Annotated in this window: 17 protein-coding genes; 9 read left to right on the top strand and 8 right to left on the bottom strand. The window is 65.1% G+C overall.

The window, feature by feature from the left end; all coding sequences use genetic code 11:
• Nucleotide 1: 1 nt before the first annotated feature.
• The 7 genes from AC1DQQ_RS14545 to AC1DQQ_RS14515 form a co-directional block, all read right to left on the bottom strand.
• A complete protein-coding gene (locus AC1DQQ_RS14545; RefSeq protein WP_478045582.1) occupies nucleotides 2–1,177 on the bottom strand; it encodes an acetyl-CoA C-acetyltransferase in 1,176 nt (391 codons plus the stop codon).
• 22 nt (nucleotides 1,178–1,199) lie between these two features.
• On the bottom strand, nucleotides 1,200–2,381 hold the full coding sequence (locus tag AC1DQQ_RS14540) for an acyl-CoA dehydrogenase family protein (RefSeq protein WP_478045581.1): 1,182 nt from the start codon (nucleotides 2,379–2,381) through the stop codon (nucleotides 1,200–1,202).
• Nucleotides 2,381–3,529 (bottom strand): thiolase family protein, encoded by a 1,149-nt coding sequence (locus AC1DQQ_RS14535; RefSeq protein ID WP_478045580.1) that lies wholly within the window; start codon nucleotides 3,527–3,529, stop codon nucleotides 2,381–2,383. The genes AC1DQQ_RS14540 and AC1DQQ_RS14535 overlap by 1 nt, the downstream gene beginning before the upstream one ends.
• Nucleotides 3,526–3,951: a Zn-ribbon domain-containing OB-fold protein gene (locus AC1DQQ_RS14530; RefSeq protein WP_478045579.1), complete on the bottom strand. Its 426-nt coding sequence runs from the start codon at nucleotides 3,949–3,951 to the stop codon at nucleotides 3,526–3,528. Before AC1DQQ_RS14530 ends, AC1DQQ_RS14535 begins: the two co-directional genes overlap by 4 nt.
• Nucleotides 3,952–4,028: 77 nt before the next feature.
• On the bottom strand, nucleotides 4,029–4,802 hold the full coding sequence (locus AC1DQQ_RS14525; protein ID WP_478045578.1) for a helix-turn-helix transcriptional regulator: 774 nt from the start codon (nucleotides 4,800–4,802) through the stop codon (nucleotides 4,029–4,031).
• Nucleotides 4,803–4,808: 6 nt separating this feature from the next.
• The gene (locus AC1DQQ_RS14520) at nucleotides 4,809–5,417 is read right to left on the bottom strand and encodes a TetR/AcrR family transcriptional regulator (RefSeq protein WP_478029606.1); all 609 of its coding nucleotides are present in this window, start codon (nucleotides 5,415–5,417) and stop codon (nucleotides 4,809–4,811) included.
• A gap of 71 nt (nucleotides 5,418–5,488) precedes the next feature.
• On the bottom strand, nucleotides 5,489–6,187 hold the full coding sequence (locus AC1DQQ_RS14515) for a carboxymuconolactone decarboxylase family protein (protein WP_478029605.1): 699 nt from the start codon (nucleotides 6,185–6,187) through the stop codon (nucleotides 5,489–5,491).
• Between the two features lie 119 nt (nucleotides 6,188–6,306).
• Here AC1DQQ_RS14515 and AC1DQQ_RS14510 point away from each other — a divergent pair, with 119 nt between their 5' ends.
• The 8 genes from AC1DQQ_RS14510 to AC1DQQ_RS14475 all read left to right on the top strand — a co-directional run bounded on the left by AC1DQQ_RS14510 (nucleotide 6,307) and on the right by AC1DQQ_RS14475 (nucleotide 16,405).
• A complete protein-coding gene (locus AC1DQQ_RS14510) occupies nucleotides 6,307–7,059 on the top strand; it encodes an SDR family NAD(P)-dependent oxidoreductase (protein WP_478045577.1) in 753 nt (250 codons plus the stop codon).
• A 17-nt stretch (nucleotides 7,060–7,076) separates the two neighbouring features.
• Nucleotides 7,077–7,838, top strand: a complete 762-nt coding sequence (locus AC1DQQ_RS14505; RefSeq protein ID WP_478045576.1) for an SDR family NAD(P)-dependent oxidoreductase — start codon at nucleotides 7,077–7,079, stop codon at nucleotides 7,836–7,838.
• On the top strand, nucleotides 7,835–8,986 hold the full coding sequence (locus tag AC1DQQ_RS14500; RefSeq protein ID WP_478045575.1) for an acyl-CoA dehydrogenase family protein: 1,152 nt from the start codon (nucleotides 7,835–7,837) through the stop codon (nucleotides 8,984–8,986). The genes AC1DQQ_RS14505 and AC1DQQ_RS14500 overlap by 4 nt, the downstream gene beginning before the upstream one ends.
• Nucleotides 8,983–10,041: a phosphotransferase gene (locus AC1DQQ_RS14495; protein WP_478045574.1), complete on the top strand. Its 1,059-nt coding sequence runs from the start codon at nucleotides 8,983–8,985 to the stop codon at nucleotides 10,039–10,041. The genes AC1DQQ_RS14500 and AC1DQQ_RS14495 overlap by 4 nt, the downstream gene beginning before the upstream one ends.
• A 789-nt stretch (nucleotides 10,042–10,830) precedes the next feature.
• Nucleotides 10,831–13,128 (top strand): TonB-dependent receptor, encoded by a 2,298-nt coding sequence (locus tag AC1DQQ_RS14490; RefSeq protein WP_478045573.1) that lies wholly within the window; start codon nucleotides 10,831–10,833, stop codon nucleotides 13,126–13,128.
• Complete coding sequence (locus AC1DQQ_RS14485) at nucleotides 13,115–14,053, top strand: hypothetical protein (RefSeq protein WP_478045572.1); 939 nt, start codon at nucleotides 13,115–13,117, stop codon at nucleotides 14,051–14,053. The genes AC1DQQ_RS14490 and AC1DQQ_RS14485 overlap by 14 nt, the downstream gene beginning before the upstream one ends.
• A gap of 82 nt (nucleotides 14,054–14,135) precedes the next feature.
• Entirely contained in the window at nucleotides 14,136–14,963 is an 828-nt protein-coding gene (locus AC1DQQ_RS14480) for a GntR family transcriptional regulator (protein ID WP_478045571.1), read from the top strand.
• Nucleotides 14,964–15,031: 68 nt separating this feature from the next.
• Nucleotides 15,032–16,405: an MFS transporter gene (locus AC1DQQ_RS14475; RefSeq protein WP_478029595.1), complete on the top strand. Its 1,374-nt coding sequence runs from the start codon at nucleotides 15,032–15,034 to the stop codon at nucleotides 16,403–16,405.
• Nucleotides 16,406–16,507: 102 nt separating this feature from the next.
• On the opposite strand, the gene AC1DQQ_RS14470 is transcribed toward AC1DQQ_RS14475, so the two are convergent.
• On the bottom strand, nucleotides 16,508–17,326 hold the full coding sequence (locus AC1DQQ_RS14470) for a phytanoyl-CoA dioxygenase family protein (RefSeq protein ID WP_478045570.1): 819 nt from the start codon (nucleotides 17,324–17,326) through the stop codon (nucleotides 16,508–16,510).
• A 170-nt stretch (nucleotides 17,327–17,496) separates the two neighbouring features.
• Between AC1DQQ_RS14470 and AC1DQQ_RS14465 the strand changes: the two genes are divergently transcribed.
• A complete protein-coding gene (locus AC1DQQ_RS14465; protein ID WP_478045569.1) occupies nucleotides 17,497–18,456 on the top strand; it encodes a poly(ethylene terephthalate) hydrolase family protein in 960 nt (319 codons plus the stop codon).
• Nucleotides 18,457–18,608 lie beyond the last annotated feature (152 nt).

Raw genomic sequence — 18,608 nt, 5'->3', positions numbered from 1 at the left:
GTCAGACCCGCTCGACGATCGTGACGTTGGCGATCCCGCCGCCCTCGCACATCGTCTGGAGGCCGTAGCGCCCGCCGCGCGCATGGAGCGCATGGATCAGAGTCGCCATCAGCTTGGTCCCCGTAGCCCCTAGCGGATGGCCGAGCGCGATCGCGCCGCCATTGACGTTGAGTAGGGCCGGATCGGCGCCGATCGCCTTGAGCCAGGCCAGCGGGATCGACGCGAACGCTTCGTTGACCTCGAACAGGTCGATATCATCGAGCGCAAGGCCGGCCCGCTCGAGCGCACGCCGCGTCGCCGGGATCGGTTCCTCGAGCATGATAACGGGATCGCCCGCGGTAACGGTCAGGTTGTGGATGCGCGCCAGCGGGGTCAGCCCGTGCACCTTGACCGCGGCTTCGGACGCGACCAGCACCCCGCTCGCCCCGTCGCACACCTGGCTTGCGGTCGCCGCGCTCAGGCTGCCGCCCTCGGTCAGCAACTTGACCGACCCAATCGATTCGAGGCTGGCATCGGCGCGGACGCCCTCATCGCGCTCGTGGACCAGCCGGCCGCCTTCGGGCGTCGTCACCGCGACCGGGACGATTTCGCGCGCGAATGCCCCCGCTTCGATCGCGGCGGCGGCCTTGCGATGGCTGTTCAGCGCGAAACGGTCGAGCGTATCACGGTCGAGGCCGTATTTGTCGGCGACCATCTGCGCGCCGGTGAACTGGCTGAATGCCGGGACGCCATAACGCGCCTGGATGCTCTTCGCGAACGGTCCCTCGCCGATCCCCGCCTGCGCCGCCAGCGTCACCGGCGAGCCCATGGGCACGCGCGACATGCTTTCGACGCCGCCTGCGATCACCAGATCCTGGGTGCCCGACATCACAGCCTGCGCGGCAAAATGCAGCGCCTGTTGCGAGGACCCGCATTGGCGGTCGATCGTCACCGCCGGCACGCTGTCGGGCAACGAGGACGCCAGCACGACGTTGCGCCCGAGCGCGAAGGTCTGCTCGCCGATCTGGCTGACGCAGCCGATGATGACGTCGTCGATCGCCGCCGGATCGACCCCGGTCTCCGCGACGATCGCGTCGAGCACGCGCGCACCCAGATCGGCGGGGTGGATACCGGCGAGCCGCCCGTTGCGGCGGCCGCCGGCGGTACGTCTGGCGGAAACGATATAGGCGTCGGGCACGAATGCGATCCTTTCGCGAAAGTCAGGGCGCGGCCGGAGCGGCGCGCGCGATCAGGTTGAGCTGGATCTCGCTCGTCCCGCCGAAGATCGACCAGGCACGGGCGTTGAGATAGCGGGCTGCGGCCAGCCCCGCCTCGGGCGGGCCGACCAATAACCGAGCATCGTCCGCGTGGAACGGGCGTTCGGTGGGCAGCTGGAGTCCGGCAAGCCCGAACGCATCGACCGCCAGCGCCTCGATCCCCTGGCGGATTTCCGACGCGATCAGTTTGACCGCGAGGCTGCGCGGGGCCGGCGCCTGACCTTGCTCGATTTCAAGCAGGGTGCGCAATTCGGTCATTTCCAGCGCCTCGGCTTCGAGCCGCAGCTGCACCGCGCGATCGGCGAGCAGCGCGCCGAGCGGCGATGCCGCGGCAACCAGTCGGTCGAGATCGGCCAGTAACTGCGGAGCATAACCCGTCCCGCCACGCTCGTTCTCAAGCAGGAACTTGGCGATGCCCCAGCCCTCGCCTTCCGCGCCGATGCGGTTGGCGACGGGTACACGAACGTCGTCGAGGAACACCTCGTTGAGCTCATGGTCACCCGACGCGCTCAGGATCGGGCGGACGGTGACGCCGGGCGAGGTCATGTCGATCAGCACGAACGAGATTCCCGCCTGCGGTTTGACCGCGGCATCGGTGCGCACCAGTGCGAACAGCCAGTTGGCGAACTGTGCCTGGGTGGTCCAGATCTTCTGCCCGGTCACGATATAATCGTCGCCGTCGCGCACCGCGCGGGTCCGCAGGCTGGCGAGGTCGGAGCCCGAGCCCGGCTCAGAGAAACCCTGCGCCCAGACATGCTCGCCCGACCGCAGCGCGGGCAGGAAGCGCCCCTGCTGCTCGGGCGTGCCGTAAGTGTAGAGTACCGGCCCGACCAGCTTAAGACCCATGCCGGGCAGTATCGGCGCGCCGGCCCGCGCGCATTCGGTCTCGAAGATCCAGCGCTCGACCGCGCCCCAACCGGGTCCGCCCGCACTCGCCGGCCAGAAATAGGTCAGCCACCCCTGCGCATCGAGCGCCGTCTGCCACGCGCGGTAGACATCGGGCTCGGCGAACACGCCCGAGGTCAGCGCCGCGCCGCGCCGCATCACGGGGGTGAGCACGGTGTCGAGGAAGCCGCGTACCTCTTCCCGGAAAGCGCGTTGTTCGGGCGAGAGCGCGAGGTCCATCAGGCGCGCTCCACGATCGCTACGGCGGAGACGCCGGGCGCGCCGTAAACGTGGCTGTACCCGATCCGCGGGTCGCCCGGCACTTGCCGCGCGCCCGCTTGCCCGGTCAGTTGGACGTAGTTCTCGTACACCTGGCGCAGCCCGGACGCGCCGATCGGCTCGCCGCAGGCAAGGCAGCCGCCGTCGGTATTGACCGGCAGAATCCCGTCGATCCGAGTGCGGCCTTCGGCGATCCACGCTTCCTGTTCGCCATCGGCGCAGAAACCGTTCTCGGCCATGTGCATGATCTCGGCGCCGCTCTCGGTGTCCTGGAGCTGAGCGACGTCCACATCCTCGGGCCCGACCCCCGCCATTTCATAGGCGGCCCGCGACGCGATGTTGGTGGGCGAGAGGCCACGGTCGATGTCGAGCGCGGGCGAGAAGACCTCGAACGACCCCGGCGGGCGGCTGCGCACCGACGCCGCGCGCAGGCGGACTGCCGGCAGGCCAAGCGATTTCGCCTTCGCCTCGCTGGCTAGGATCAGCGCGACCGCGCCTTCAGCGGGCGAGCAGAACATGAACTTGGTCAGCGGGTCGCTGACCATCGTCGAGGACAGGATCGTCTCGGCATCGACCGGCTCGCGCCGCCAGGCATGGTCGGCCAGCTCGCCGTTCGCGAACGCCTTTTCGGCAACCGCCGCCAGCGTGCCATTGGTGATGCCGTGCATCGCCATGTAGCGCTGAATCTTCATCGCGAAGAACTGCGTGGTCAGCATCAGTCCAGTTTCGCCATACCAATCGGGCAGGCCCCATTCGGCCGGCTTGGGATCGAACGCGCCGCGCGGATGCTTGTCGAAGCCGACCGCGATGCCGAGGTCGAACTCGCCCGACTTGATCGTCGAATAGGCGCCGAACATCGCCGACCCGCCGGTCGCACAGCCATTGGCGACGTTGATGAACGGGAGGCCGGTCAGCCCGAGCTCGGACACCATCGTATCGGCCTTGCCGGCGGCATCCGACCCGCCATAAGCGAACCGGATGTCGCGCCAGTCGAGCCCCGCGCGCCCGAGCGCTTGGCGCACCGCGAACACGCCCTGCTGCAGCCCGGTTCGTTCCGGCGTGCGCCCGAACGGATGGATGCCGGCGCCGACGATATAGACGCCGCTCACGCCGCTTTCTCCGTGATCGGGGCGAAGGCGAACGTCGTCCGCCGCTCGCCGCTTTCGAGCGTGAAGGGCTCAGCGACGAGGCGCATCGGCATGTCGATCGCGAAGCCGTCGAGCGGCGCGCCGGTGAGCCGCCCCTCGACGATGATCGCATCGCCGAGCGCGACATAACCCACGGCATAAGGCGCGAACGCCTCGGGCCCGGCATAAGGCGGCGATTTGGGCCGGAAGCGCTGGATCGTCCACGACCAGAGCCGGCCTTCGCGCGGCAACAGGACGGATTCGTATCGCTCGGGATCGGCGTCTCCCGGCGCCGGGAACACCAGCCGCCCGCTCTCGCGCTCGCGCGCCGCCAGCAGCGCCAGGGCGCCGTCCGCGTCGAGATGCAGCAACCGGTCGTCGATCGGCGGTGCCAGATCAGGCATATCCTTCCTCCTGCCCAGAAACCTAGTCAGGCAGGTCGGTCAGCGCCTCTGTCCAATGGGTCAGCTAGCGTTTCGCGCTAGCGCAGGGTGCCGAGGAAGCCGAGTTGCGCGGCCTTGAACAAGGCCTGGTCGCGGTTGACCGCGTCGAGCTTCTGCGCCGCCGAACGGATGTGGAAGCGGATCGTGGTGCGCTTGAGATTGATGATCATTGCGATCTCGTCATTGGTCTTGCCCGCAGCCGCCCAGCGCAGGCATTCGACCTCGCGCTTGGTCAGCATCACCCGCGCGATGCTGGCCGGGCGCCGCTCGGTTACCTTGACGTAGCTCGCGACGAAGATGCGCGCGAGCAACGCCAGCGTCTCGCCGACCGCCTCGAACGGCGCGGAAAGATCGTCGACCGCGGGATCGGGCGACAGGAAGCTCGCCGCCGCGATCTGCCCGAACGGCAGATGGATCGGCGCGACGATCGCCGCGCTGGTCAGCGCGCGCTCGCGAAAGTTGGTGAGGTCGAGCCCGGCGAGCAACGCGTTGGGCGTGCGGGTGCGGATACCATCCGCGTTGCACCAGAACGGCTCGCTCTCGAACCGGCACGCCATCGGCAGCGGAGAGGTCAGCGCCAGCTGCGGAAATCGCCACCAGCGCGAATCCTCGCCCGAAAAACCGAAGACGTCGCCGGCCAGGATTATGCCCTCGGCATCCTTCATCGGCTCGGCCGCGGCGATATTGTCGGTGACCGCGACCTTCAGCCCGGCCAGGCCGTGCACCGCGTCGCGCAACGCTTCCGCAGCCGGCCGGATTTCCGCCAGCGATCGGACACGCACCGCGGCCAGCATGTCCTCGTTGACGTGCATCGCGTCCTATCCCGCCTTCAGGCCATCGAAGAATGGACCGCACAATGCATCGGCGACCTCTTCGGGCGTGCGCGTTTTCGCCATTGGAGGATACCATTTATACGCCCAGTTGCACATGCCGAGGAAACCGTAGGTCGTGATCACCGGGTCGACCGCGCGGAACCGGCCGCTCTCCACGCCTTCGATGATGAGCGCCTTGACCCCGTCGAAATAGTCGCGGCGGCGGGTACGGATCGCGTCGCGCATCTTGCCTTCGAGGTCGCCGTAATTGTCCATGAAAGCGCGGACATAGCCGGGATGCGTCGCGATCTGGCCGAGGATGTCGACGCACGCCGAGCGCAGTGAGTCGGCCGGATCGGTGCCCGCTTCGTGTTTCAGTCCGTCCAGCAGCGCAGAGATGTGCGTGTCGTGGATCGCGTAGAGGATCGACAGCTTGCTGGGAAAATAGTGATAGAGCGTCGGCTTCCCCAGTCCCACTTCGTCGGCAAGCATCTGCATCGACGTGTTGTGAAAACCGACCTTATCGAACAAGGCGGCGCAATGCTGGATGATTTCGATGCGCTTTTCGTCATGCGCTTCGGTGGTCCGACGTTTTCGCGCTGGTTTGGCGCCCATCGATCATCCTTTCCCTGTTATATCCAGGACGTGCCCCGGCACGATCGCGAACTCAAGACGCGCCGCCTTGTTCATTTCGCCCCGGCATCCATCGCGGTCGCGCCGACCACCCAGGCCGACAGACCGGCGACCGGCACCGCGCACAATACCGCCTCGGCGACTTCGGCCTCGCTGGCGCCCGCGCGCCGGGCACCGTCCATATGGACCGACGCCCAGTTGCTGTAATCCGCCGCCAGCACCGTCACCAGCAACAGCTCGGCATGGCGCGGTTCGAGCGCGGTGCCCGACAGCGTTCCCTCGCGCATCAGATAATAAGCGTCACCGCCGACCGGCACGAGATCGAGCAGCTTACCGAGCGATGGCGGCATCGTCGTGAAATAAGAGAGGAAATTCTGCTCGGCTTCGCCCGGCGCGACGACCAACTCGCGCTCGTCGGCCTCGATCCGGGCACTGTCGGGATAGACGCGCGCATAGATCGATTCGAAGCGCAGCGCGGCGCCTTCGCCACGTGAACTCGCGAGGATCGCCACCGTGCATCCGGCAAGCTCGACGTCGAGCCCCGCCGCTGCCGCCGCGCGCAATTCGCGCTCGGTCATGTCGGGATAGCCTTTCGCGCACGCCGCCGCCGCGACGAACAGATGCTTGAGCGTTTTCGGCAAGGCGCCGTCATTCTCGATCACCGACCGGAAGCGGCGATACCCCGCCAAGGTCTTCGGCGCATGGGCCCGAACACGGCCCACGGCGTCGAGTGTTACCGCAGCTGCGGTCATTGCGCGCCTCTCCTTTTTGCTAGACCAACCGGTCGGACGGTTATGCTAACGGCAGGATCGCGAACACGTCAACGGACGGTTTGGTCAGCGTGACGAGGATTAGGAAAGGCGGCTTTCGGATGTACGATCTAACGGTCAAGGTCGCGCTGGTGACCGGCGCGGCATCGGGAATCGGGCTCGCGACCGCACGCCGCTTCGCCGCGGCGGGCGCAGCCGTGATCCTGGTCGACCGCAATGCCGACGGGCTGGCCGCGGCGGTCGAGTCGCTCGGCGATGGCCGGCATCGCGGCGTCACGATGGACGTTACCGACGAACCCGCCTGGGCGAAGCTGGCCGACGAGATCGATCGGGACGCCGGACGCCTCGATATCCTGGTCAACAATGCCGGGTTCGGCGTGTTCCGGTCGATTGCGGACACCACGCTCGACCATTGGCGCGCGATCATGGCGGTCAATCTCGACAGCGTGTTCCTCGCGACGAAACATCTGCTGCCGCTCCTCGGGCGATCGGGGAACGGCGCGATTGTCAACATGTCGTCGATCCGCGGGATCGCCGCCGCCGCCAATACCGGCAGCTATTGCGCGGCGAAGGGCGCGGTCCGGATGTTCACCAAGGCGACCGCGCTCGAATGCGCGGCTTTGGGCAATGGCGTGCGCGCCAATTCGATCCATCCGGGCCATATTGCCACGCCGCTCAGCGCCGGCGTTCATGCCGACCCCGCGATCGCCGCCCGCCTGCTCGCCGACATACCGGTCGGCCGGATCGGCACGCCTGAGGAGATCGCCGACGCGATCCTGTTCCTGGCAAGCGACGCGTCGAAATACATGACCGGGGCCGAACTCGTCGTCGACGGCGGCTCGACCGCGCAATAAAACCGGAGAGACAGACTATGGAAATCGGGAATGCGGCAGCGATCGTCACCGGCGGCGCGTCGGGGCTGGGCGGCGCGACCGCGGCGATGCTCGCGGCGCGCGGGGCGAAGGTTACCTTGTTCGATCGCGACGGCGCTGCCGGAGCGGCGCATGCAACCGCGATCGGCGGGCTGTTCGCCCAGATCGACGTCACCGACGACGCGGCGATCGACGCGGCTCTGGCTGAAGCCGAAGCCGCGCACGGAATCGCGCGGATCCTGGTCAATTGCGCGGGCGTCGCGCCCGCGATCAAGACGGTGGGTAAGGAGAATGTCCCCCACCCGCTGTCGGCATTCCGCCAGGCGATCGAGGTCAATCTGGTCGGCAGTTTCGCGGTGATCGCGCGCTTCGCCGCGCGATTGGCCGCCGCCGATCCGATCGGCGAGGAACGCGGCGTCATCGTCAATACCGCATCGGTTGCAGCCTATGACGGCCAGGTCGGCCAGGCCGCCTATGCCGCATCGAAAGGCGGCGTGGTCGGCATGACCCTGCCGCTGGCGCGCGATCTCGCCCAGCATCGCATCCGCGTCATGACGATCGCGCCGGGCATCTTCCTGACCCCGATGCTGATGGGTTTGCCGCCCGCCGCGCAGGAATCGCTCGGGACCCAGGTGCCGCATCCCAGCCGGCTCGGACGGCCCGAGGAATATGCCGCTTTGGTTGAGACGATCGTGACCAATCCGATGCTCAACGGCGAAGTGATCCGGCTCGACGGCGCGATCCGGATGGCGCCGCGATGAGCGCCGCCGGCATCGCCGCCAAGGTGGAAGCCTTCGTCCGCGACGTGGTTGCCCCTTATGAGCGCGATCCGCGGTGCGGTCCACACGGGCCGAGCGACGAACTGGTCACCGAGCTTCGTGGCAAGGCGCGCGCGGCCGGCGTGTTGACGCCGCATATCCTGGCGAATGGCACGCACCTGCATCATCGCGAGGTCGCCGTCATCTTGCGCGCGGCCGGCCTCTCGCCACTCGGTCCCGTCGCGGTCAATGTCGCGGCGCCCGACGAAGGCAATATGTACCTGCTCGGCAAGGTCGCGACGGCGGAGCAGAAAGCGCGCTTCCTCGCACCGCTCGTCGCCGGCGAGGCGCGCTCGGCCTTCTTCATGACCGAACCCGCGACGGACGGCGGTGCGGGGTCGGATCCGTCGATGCTGCAGACGATCGCGACGCGCGACGGCAATGGCTGGCGGATCGACGGGCGCAAGGCGTTCATCACCGGCGCGGAAGGCGCCAGGGTCGGCATCGTCATGGCCAAGGCCGAGAAAGGCGCCTCGCTGTTCCTCGTCGATCTGCCCGATCCCGCGATCCGCATCGAACGCGTGCTCGACACGATCGATTCGTCGATGCCGGGCGGCCATGCGATCGTCGCGATCGAGCGGCTCAGGGTTACCGCAGACCAGATGCTGGGCGCACCCGGAGACGGCTTCAAGCTAGCGCAGGTCCGGTTGGCGCCGGCGCGGTTGACGCATTGCATGCGCTGGCTCGGCGCCTGCACCCGCGCGAACGAGATCGCGACCGACTACGCCAATCGCCGCCAGGCGTTCGGTAAACCGCTGATCGACCATGAAGGTGTCGGGTTCATGCTCGCCGAGAATGTAATCGACCTGAAACAGGCCGAATTGATGATCGATTGGTGCGCGGGCGTGCTCGATACGGGTGCGCTCGGCACCGTCGAGAGCTCGATGGCGAAGGTCGCGGTCAGCGAGGCGCTGATGCGGATCGCCGATCGCTGCGTCCAGGCGATGGGCGGAACCGGCGTGTCGGGTGATACGATCGTCGAACAGGTCTTTCGCGAGGTGCGCGCCTTCCGCATCTATGACGGACCGACCGAGGTCCACAAATGGAGCCTCGCCAAGAAGATCAAGCGCGACTGGATCGCCGCGCAATGACCGCGGACTCGTTCGCCGGCACCGGCGCAGTCCGTCTCGCGCATCGCTTCGACGAGGAACGGCTCGCGGACTGGATGGCCGCCAATGTCCCCGGCTTCGAAGGCCCGTTGCATGTCGAGCAGTTCAACGGAGGCCAGTCCAACCCGACCTACAAATTGGTCACGCCCAGCCGCCGCTACGTCCTGCGCCGCAAGCCGCCCGGCACCTTGCTGCCCGGCGCGCACGCGGTCGATCGCGAGGCGCAGGTCATCCGCGCGGTCGAAGGCGTGGGTTTTCCCGTGCCGCACGTTCATGCGCTGTGCACCGACGACGCGGTGATCGGCACCTGGTTCTATGTGATGGACATGGTCGACGGCCGGATATTCTGGGACGCGACCTTGTCCGGCGAAACCACGGCGGCGCGCGCCGCGATCTACGACGCGATGAACGCCGCGATCGCGCAGCTTCATACGATCGATCCGGAAGCGGTCGGGCTCGGCAGGTACGGGCGTCACGGCCAGTATATCGAGCGGCAGGTCGCGCGCTGGTCGCGCCAGTATCTGGCGGACGATATCGCCGGCCGCGACGCCAATATGGACCGGCTGATCGCCTGGCTGCCCGAGCATATCCCGGCGGGTGCCGAGACGACATTGGTCCATGGCGATTTTCGCATCGACAATCTGATCTTCGCGCCCGACGCCTTCGCCGTCCGCGCGGTGCTCGACTGGGAGCTGTCGACGCTCGGCCATCCGCTCGCCGACTTCGCCTATCACCTGATGATGTACCGGATGCCTGCGCTCACCATTCCCGGGCTGGCGGATAGCGATCTGGCCAAGCTCGGCATCCCGAGCGAGGAGGATTATGTCGCGGCCTATTGCCGCCGGACCGGACGCGCGGGGATTCCTCACCTGGACTTCTACGTCGCGTTCAACTTCTTCCGCTTCGCCGCGATCTGCCACGGCATCAAGGCGCGGATGCTCCGTGGAACGGCCGCTTCCGCGGAAGCGGGACGGCTCGCGGCCGACCTGCCCGTGCTCGCGTCTCTCGCTTGGCAGCAAGCCGAGCGCTCGTGCTAAATCGTGCCGGGCACCTGCCGGCCGTTCCGATCAAGCAACGGGACAAGGGCCGTCTGAACGGCAGTTGCTCGCGAGTAAAGCTCTTGCCGTCAAAAACTGCCCTGTATCGCCCAGAGACGAGTTCGCCTTAGACTGACAGCACCGCCACTTGCACCCTCTCCCGGGCTCCCCAGAACACCCGTAACCTTTTATAAGTCCGTCAGGATTTTTGGATTAACCGTCCCATCGAATTTACTCAGTCCCTCCTCTTCCCACCACAATGCGGCGGGTAAAATGGAGGGCATTTCGGGGATTGCCTCATTCTGAATCTGGAGGTTCGCGCACAGGAAGGTACTGGTTCCGCCAGACCAAACTCGCACACCACCTGAGCGGCGCAGCGCGAGGTTGCCGTCCGGCTGGAACGAAGCGAACGCGATGCCGCTGCCGGGTCGCGGTCGACATGAGCCTCTGTCCCGGTCGTGGTCTATCAGATCTACCGGCTATTGGCTGACGGCGGCTCCGACGAACTCCGATTGAGGAAGAACGTGCCGATGAGCTCGGCCGGCCCCGTGGAATGATCGCGAATCCATCGTTCAGAGACCGGTTCGCCTAGGACTGACGGCACAATCCGTCCGTTAGCCGACGCCTGTCGCCTCACTCAAAAGCCTCGCGTTAGGCGAAACCGCATTTCCGCGAACGGCGCTGGGGTGCGAGGGCCGCCCCATCGTGCTTAAAATATCGAATGATTGACAACATCATAAATCCGATAAATTATTAGTGATAAATATAGTAATTTATCAGGAGAGGTGAATGCTCAGTTTTCGATTCCGGGCGGTTGGAAGCGTCGCTGTCAGCATGTTGGCGCTAAGCTGGACGACCGCGGCGCAGGCGCAGGACAAGCCGGCGCCCGATCCGCAAGCGCCGGGCACGCCTGCCGCGAATTCGCAGGCACAATCGATCGACACACGCGGCGACATCGTCATCACCGCGCAGCGCCGCGCCGAGAATCTGCAGGACGTGCCGCTGTCGGTCGCGGTGATTGGCGGCGACAAGCTCACCTCGCTCAAATTCAACGAGACCAGCGACCTGCAATATATGGTCCCGAGCGTCACGCTGACCAATTCGGCGGGACCACGCAATTTCGGCTTCTTCATCCGCGGCATCGGCACCAGCACCTTTTCGTCCGAGGCGATCGAGGGCAGCGTCGCCTATGTCCTGGACGGAGTCGTCATGGGCCAGGCTGGAGCGTCGCTCGGCGACCTCCCCGATATCGAGCGGATCGAAGTGCTGCGCGGGCCGCAAGGCACATTGTTCGGCAAGAATGCATCGGCCGGTGTGGTCAACGTCGTGACCAAGCGGCCATCCAGGGAATTCACCGGCAACGCCAGCGTCAGTTGGGGTTGGCCCGACAATGACCGCCGCTTCAGCGCCTATCTGTCGGGGCCGATCACCGACACGCTTCGCTTCTCGATCTCGGGGCGGCGCAACAAGCGCGACGGCTATGTCACCAACGTGTTCGATGGCCGCAAATTGAACGACCGCGACGATTGGGGCGGGCGCGCCAAGCTGGAATGGGAGCCGACCGCCAACCTGACGCTGACCGGCATCGCCGATTATTACAAGCGCGACTCCGATTGCTGCGTGTGGACGCTCTATTCGGTGGGGACGCCCCCGGGCGCGCCCGAACTGTTTCAGATCGCAAAAGGCATCAAGCCGGGCAGGGACAATCTCGACCAGGATATCAATGGCGACGTCTTCTCCAACGCCAGGAGCAAGGGCGTGTCACTGCAAGCCGATTATCGCCTGGGCGGCTTCACGCTGACCTCGATCACCGCGTGGCGGACCTGGGAGACGACCGACGGGCTCGATTCGGATTCGGCACCGATCAACCTCCTTGATGTCAATTATGCCCATTTCAACCAGGCGCAGTTCAGTCAGGAAATCCGGTTGGCCTCGCCGACCGGCAAACTGATCGATTACGTGCTCGGCGCCTATTATTTCGACGCCGACGTCAATTCGCGGTCGACCCAGATTTTCGCGACGGTGCCGTTCCCGTTCTTCAACCGCCGCGCCCACATCACCTCGGATTCGCGCAACATGGCGCTGTTCGGCCAGGCCAATCTCAACATATCGAAATCGTTCAAACTGATCGGCGGACTGCGCTACCTCAAGGACCGGGTGGAAGCGGCCAAGGATCGTCTCGATCCGACTTATCATCTGACCGATTCCGATCGTAAAGCCGAACAATCCTACGCGTTGGTGTGGCGCGCCGGTGCTCAATACGACATCGCCAAGGACGCCAACGTGTTCGCCACCGTGACGCGCGGATTCAAGGGCGGCGGGTTCGACACCAATATCGGCGTCAAGACCTTGCGCTACGTGAAACCCGAGCGGCCAACCAATTACGAAATCGGCCTGCGCACCTATTGGCCCGACGCGCGCGTGACGTTCAACGTCACCGCTTTCTACACGCATGTCGACAATTACCAGACAGCGGGCCGCGACCCGGTCACCGCGACCTATCCGATCGTCAGCAGCGAGGCGAAGACCAAGGGCGTCGAGTTCGATCTCGGCTGGCGGCCGATCGCGGCGACCGACCTCAATCTGGTGCTGAGCGGTTCCTATGTCGATGCGCGCTGGGGCGATTTCCCCAACGCGCCGTGCTTCGGCGGGCAGACCGTGGCGGAAGGATGCGTCCCCGCGCCGGGATCGCCGGCGGGATCGCCCGGCGTGCAGCAGAATCTGACCGACGCGCCGCTGCCCTATTCGCCCAAATGGCAATTGAATGCGGGCGGTTCGTACGGCGTCGATTTGTCGTCCAGGCTCAAGCTGCAATTCGATCTGTCGGCCAGCTATCGCTCGTCGCAGCTGATCGCCTTCCCCAACAATCCGCGCACGCGACAGGACGGCTATGTGCTGGTCAACGGCGCGATCGCGCTGGCCAGCGGCAAGCTGTGGAAGCTGTCGGTTTACGGCAAGAACCTGCTCGACGAGCATTTCGCCGTGACGATGTTCTCGACCCCGTTCGGCAGCGCGCGCAGCCTGAGCCAGTTCCGGCCATATGAATCGCAGCGCTCGGTGGGGCTGTCGCTCGATGTCGGTTTCTGAACCGCGCGATGCAGGCGGGGAGGGCTTACCCCCTCCCCGCCTGATCGCGGGATTGAGCTTCGTCACGATCGCCGAACTGCCTGACTGGTCCGCCGGACCCAAAGGCAGCACGGCGGAAATCTACGCCGCGCTACCGGGCGCCGGCTATGAAGGTATCCAGACGCTCGAGCCGGCGGTCGCGCGCGGCGCCGGGCTGATCCCATTCGGCATCGCGCGCGTGATCCATGACCTCGACCAGCTTCGCGCAATGACGCGGCACTGGCGCGACCAGGGCTGCGCCTGCACCACGGTGCAGCTGGGGACCGGTCTCGAGGAAGACGACGATCTGATGCGACTCGCCGAGGGCATGCTGCAGATCGCCGAGCAGGAGCGGCACAGACTCCACCTCGAAACGCATCGCGCGACGATGACGCAGGATATCCGACGGACGCTCGGACTGATCGAGCGCTTTCCCGAACTGACCTTCAACGGCGATTTCGCACATTGGTATACCGGCCACGAACTGCCGTATGGCGATATCGAGGCCAAGCTCATCGCCATGCGCCCGGTGTTCGAGCGTGTCCGCTTCCTCCACTTGCGCGTCTCGTCCGGCGCGTTCGGCCAGCTCAGCGCGAGCGACCCGGCCGAAGCGCAGCATCTCGCCATCTTCCGGCGGATGTGGACGGAGAGCATCGGCGGCTTCCTCCTCACCGCCTGCTCCGGGGACTATTTGCCCGCGCTTTGCGAATTGCTCCCCGCGCGCACTTTTTATCCCAAGATGGTCACCGGCTCCGATGGCAGTCCGCGCGAGGAAAGCGACCGCTGGGTCGAGGCCGCCTTCCTCACCGAGCAGGCGCGCGCCTGTTTCGACGCTGCCGTCCAGGGCATCGCGGCATCGGCACCCCCAGCCCTGCCGATGCTCGCGAGCGACGATGGCCGCGAATAGCCGTCACGGCGAAGGGACACCAAAACACCCCCGCGACGATCGCCCGCGGCTGGAAGGCGTGCTGGTTGCGCGGGCGCGAGGCATGTCTAATAGTCGCGGCGTGCCGACCGACATTCCGTCCGTAAAGAACTTCACCGCACCGTCGGTCATCGCCCCCGTCGACCCCAAGCGAAATCCGACGCTGGCGGTGCAATATTGGCTCGGCCGCGACATTGTCCGCGGTGTCTTCGCGCCGCTCGAACGGCTCAAGGTCGAGCAACTCGTCGCTTTCTACGATGTCGGCCACAGCCCCGTGCGCGAGGCGATTTTATTGTTGTCGACCAGCGGGTTGGTCGTACATGAGCACCAGAAGGGGCATCGCGTCGCACCGGTCTCACTGGCCGATTACGACGATCTGATTCGCGCCTATCGCAAGATCTATCAGCTCATGCTCGACAGCGCGCTCAAGCATGGCAACGAGGCTTGGGAGGAAGCGGTGGTGCTCCAGCTCCACCGCTCGCTCAAGGTCGAGAAGAATTTCGACGATCCCGAGCATCGCGAAATGTGGCAGCGCGCTTATTCGGCGCTGCACTGGACCTTGCTGTCGGGCTGCGGTTCGCCGATCCTGATGCGGATCTGGGCCGATCTCGGCGGGCGGCTCGAACGCTATGTCAATTTGTTCGCCGATCTCGAGATCGACCGCGTGCTCGACCATCACAGCAAGCATCGCGAAATCGTCGACGCGGTGGTGCACCGCGATGCCGAGCGGCTGCACGAGCTGGTCGCCGACATGTTCGAAATGGGCGTACAGTTCCACCAGACGATCAGCCGTACGCTTTCCAGCTACGAAAAGTCCGCTCACGCCGACCCCGCGCCGGAGAGGGAGGGTGCGCCGCGCAAGCGTGGACGGCCGCGCAAAAATCCGCGTTAAAATAGATAAATTCTCTAGCTAATTATCAATTCTCCATTTATTCCTCCCCAAAAAATCGGGAGGATGGGATGGCCGGACTGGCGCGTACGAAATTAGGCATCTCGCGCGTGATCGGCTTCACGGTCGGCGATTTCGCGTTCAATCTCTATTGGCAGAGCATCTCGCTCTATCTGCTGTTCTTCTACACCGACGCCGTCGGGCTGAGCGCGGGGACGGCGGGACTGATCTACATGATCGCCTCGATCTTCGATGCGACGATCGACCCGCTGATGGGCGCGATTGCCGATCGTACGCGGACGCGCTGGGGACGCTACCGCCCCTATCTGCTGTTCGGCGGCCCGTTCGTCGGAATCGCGTTCGTCCTGCTCTATTTCAAGCCGGATCTGGCGGGGTCGGCACTTGCCGCCTGGATGCTCGCCACGCACATCCTGTTCCGCATCGCCTATACGGTTGTATCCATCCCCTATACCGCGATGAGCGCGCGCATCACGCCCAATTCGGGCGAGCGCGGATCGATCGCCGGCGCGCGGATCATCTTCGCGACCCTGGCAGGGCTGACCATCGCAATCACGACCCAGCCGCTCGCAGCTCATTTCGGCGGAACGGTCGACTCACCGCACGGCTATCTGATCGCGGCTGTCCTGTTCGCGGCGATGGCGACAATGATCTTCCCGATCGTGTTCGCCGCCACTCGCGAGCCGGAAGGCGACGTCCACGAAGTCGTGCCGCACAGCCTGGGCGAATATTGGCAGGCGCTGAAGGGCAATCGCGCGCTCTGGACAATGCTCGCCGCGATGTGCGCCGGGGTGATGTGTTCGACCGCTTTGGGCAAATCGATCCTCTATTATTTCAAATATTACCTCCACGACGAGGCCCAGGCGCGCACCGCGCTGAGCCTCTGCGCCGCATCGGGGCTGATCGTCGTGCCGATCTGGATGGTCGTCACCCGCTGGATCGGCAAGCGCAACGCCTGCCTGGCCGCGGTGGTCTGGGGCCTGGCCGGCTTGACCTGGTTCGCCATCACCGACGTGCGGACGACGGCGCTGGCGATCGGATTCTTCCTGTGGATGCAGGTGACCGGTCTCGGCCTCGCGCTCGGCTTTTGGTCGATCCTGCCGGATACGGTCGAATATGGCGAATGGCGATCGGGTCGGCGGACCGAAAGCTTCGTGTTCGGGCTGGGGCAGTTCTTCCTGAAAGTCGCATTAGGCCTTGGTGCGGGGCTGTTTGGCTGGTTGCTCGGCGTAATCGGCTATCAAGCCAATGTCTCGCAATCGGCCGAGACGCTGGCGCGAATGAAAGTGCTGATGACCGCATTACCCGCGCTCGGGCTGGTCATCGCGGGCATCGCGATGTTCTTCTACCCGCTGCGCGGCAAGCGGCACGACGAGATCGTCGAAGAGCTCGAGGCGCAGCGCCGCGTGGTCGCCGGCGAGGCCTGATCGGTTCTCCCCAGGGAGAGTGACAGTCTCCGCAGGGACTGTCGGAGGGGGAGGAGCACGACGGCGAGCAATCGCCGTCCTCCCCCTCCATCATTTTAGTGCCTAACCATCGATCAGAAATTGGCGAGCGGGGTCGTTCTGAAACACCACCGAGCCATCGGTGCCGAACGTCCGCGCGCCGTCGGGGGCATATTGCAGGATATACGCCTTGCGCACCGTCCCATCCTTGAGGTTGGGTCCGGTCCGATGCGGCGCCAGTGACGAGAACAGGATGATGTCGCCGGCGGCGGCGGGCGCGGCCACCGCATCGTCGGCCTGCTCGAGGCACTTCAGCCCGATCGGGGTGAGCCAATGGTCGAGCGTGCCCAGCCGGTGCAGGCCGCGCGCGATCCAGGGACAGCCATTCTCCTCATCGACATCGACCAGCGGGATCCAGAAGGTCAGATATTGCTGCGGCTCGATGAAGGTATAACCATTGTCCTGATGCCAGGGGAATTCCTGCTTCTTGCCGGTCTTCTTGTACACCGACTGGTCCCAATAGAGCCGCATCGGCGCATCGGCGAGGTCGTGGCAGAGGTCGCGGATCACCGGATGTGCGGCGAAATCGCGCAAAGTCTCGGACTGGGTAACCAGATGCGCGGTGAACGTGATCGTGCCCGATGAGGTCAGGCGGAAATTGCCGCCCTGCTGCTCGCTGACATAGGTTTCATAGGCCTGTTCGATCGGATCGATCGCGGCCTCGACCTCGGCCAGTTCGGCGCGGGCGAACGCGCCGCGCACGATGACGAAGCCGTCGCGGTCGAACGCCTCCACTTCATCGCGGGTCAAGCGCCGCAACGGCCGGTCGCCGGGCACGTCCTGCCAGTCGAAGCCGGCGCTGCGCGGATCGATCCGCGGTGCAGTGGTCGGGAGATTAGTCATCATCGTCTCCTGTTGAAGGGGCCTCGGCCCAATAATTTAAATTCAGCTTGATTCGATAATTTTCTGCATTTAATTCTATTTTCTATAAAGAGAGTCGATAATTATTAAAGGGCATCGAAACCGTCCCGGACGGAACGGCCCGATGCCAAATTCGGCGAAGGGAGAGGATTATGAAGCGGTTAGCCTGGTTGGCTGCGGCGTTGGTCGCGGTAATGCCCATGAGCGCCTACGCAGGGCCCAACCTTCCGACGAAGCCCATCGAGCAGAAATATTACGCCAACGGCCCCTGGACCGTGACGACGACGGTCACCGCCACGGCCTGCGATTCCAAGGGCGACCTCTGCGATATCTATTTCCCCGCCAATCTCGGCGCCAACGGCTTCCTGCATCCGATCGTGGTTTGGGGGAACGGCACCGGCACGACGCCGATCGCCGCCAGCACTTACGCTTATTATCTCCGTCACCTGGCGTCGTGGGGCTTCGTCGTTATCGCGACGCAGGACGGCACTACCGGCATCGGCCAGACGCTGATCGACAGCGCCAATTACATCAAGGCGCGCAACACCGACGCGAGCAGCGTCTTCTTCGGCAAGCTCGACGTGACCAAGATCGGCGCCGTCGGCCATTCGCAAGGCGCCACCGGGGTGATCAACGCGATGATCCATTCGGGTGGCATGATCCGCACCGCGGTCGCGTTCCACCTTCCCGCACAGATGTGGTGCAGTTCGTCGTCCAATTGCCTGCAGACGGCGACGCTGACCGGCGCGACCTCGGGCTCGTTCCTCTATGTCAGCGGATCGGCCGACGGTTTGATCTCCCCCGACACGCAATTGTTCGGCAGCCAGCTCAACTCGAATACGGCGTATTACAACGCGACGCCTTCGGCTCTGACCAAGGCCAAGGCGATCATCAAGGGCACCAACCATAATGACGTCCAGGGCAATCCGACCTGCCCGTCGGGGCTCGGGTCGTGCAACAACGGCGTCGATGCCTATCTCGGCTATCCGACCGCCTGGCTGATGTGGCAGCTCCAGGGAGCAGCCGACGGACAGCAGGCGTTCAAGGCCTCGACCGGCGAGATCTATACCGAGACGACCAACTGGCAGAGCATCTTGAGCAACGTACCCTGACCCTGGGCATGGGGTGACGTCTCGCGGCGATCCTAGCCCAGCACTCGATCACCCAGTTGTAACCCATCTAGCTTGCATCCCACCCCGGCGCTCCTTCGCCGGGGTGGCTTCGTTGGTGTGGTGGTCGGTGTCTCCCACGCACGGCATCGCTC

The sequence above is a fragment of the Sphingomonas sp. P4_G3 genome (genome assembly GCF_056401105.1).
This window is presented reverse-complemented; position numbering and strand designations above follow the sequence as displayed.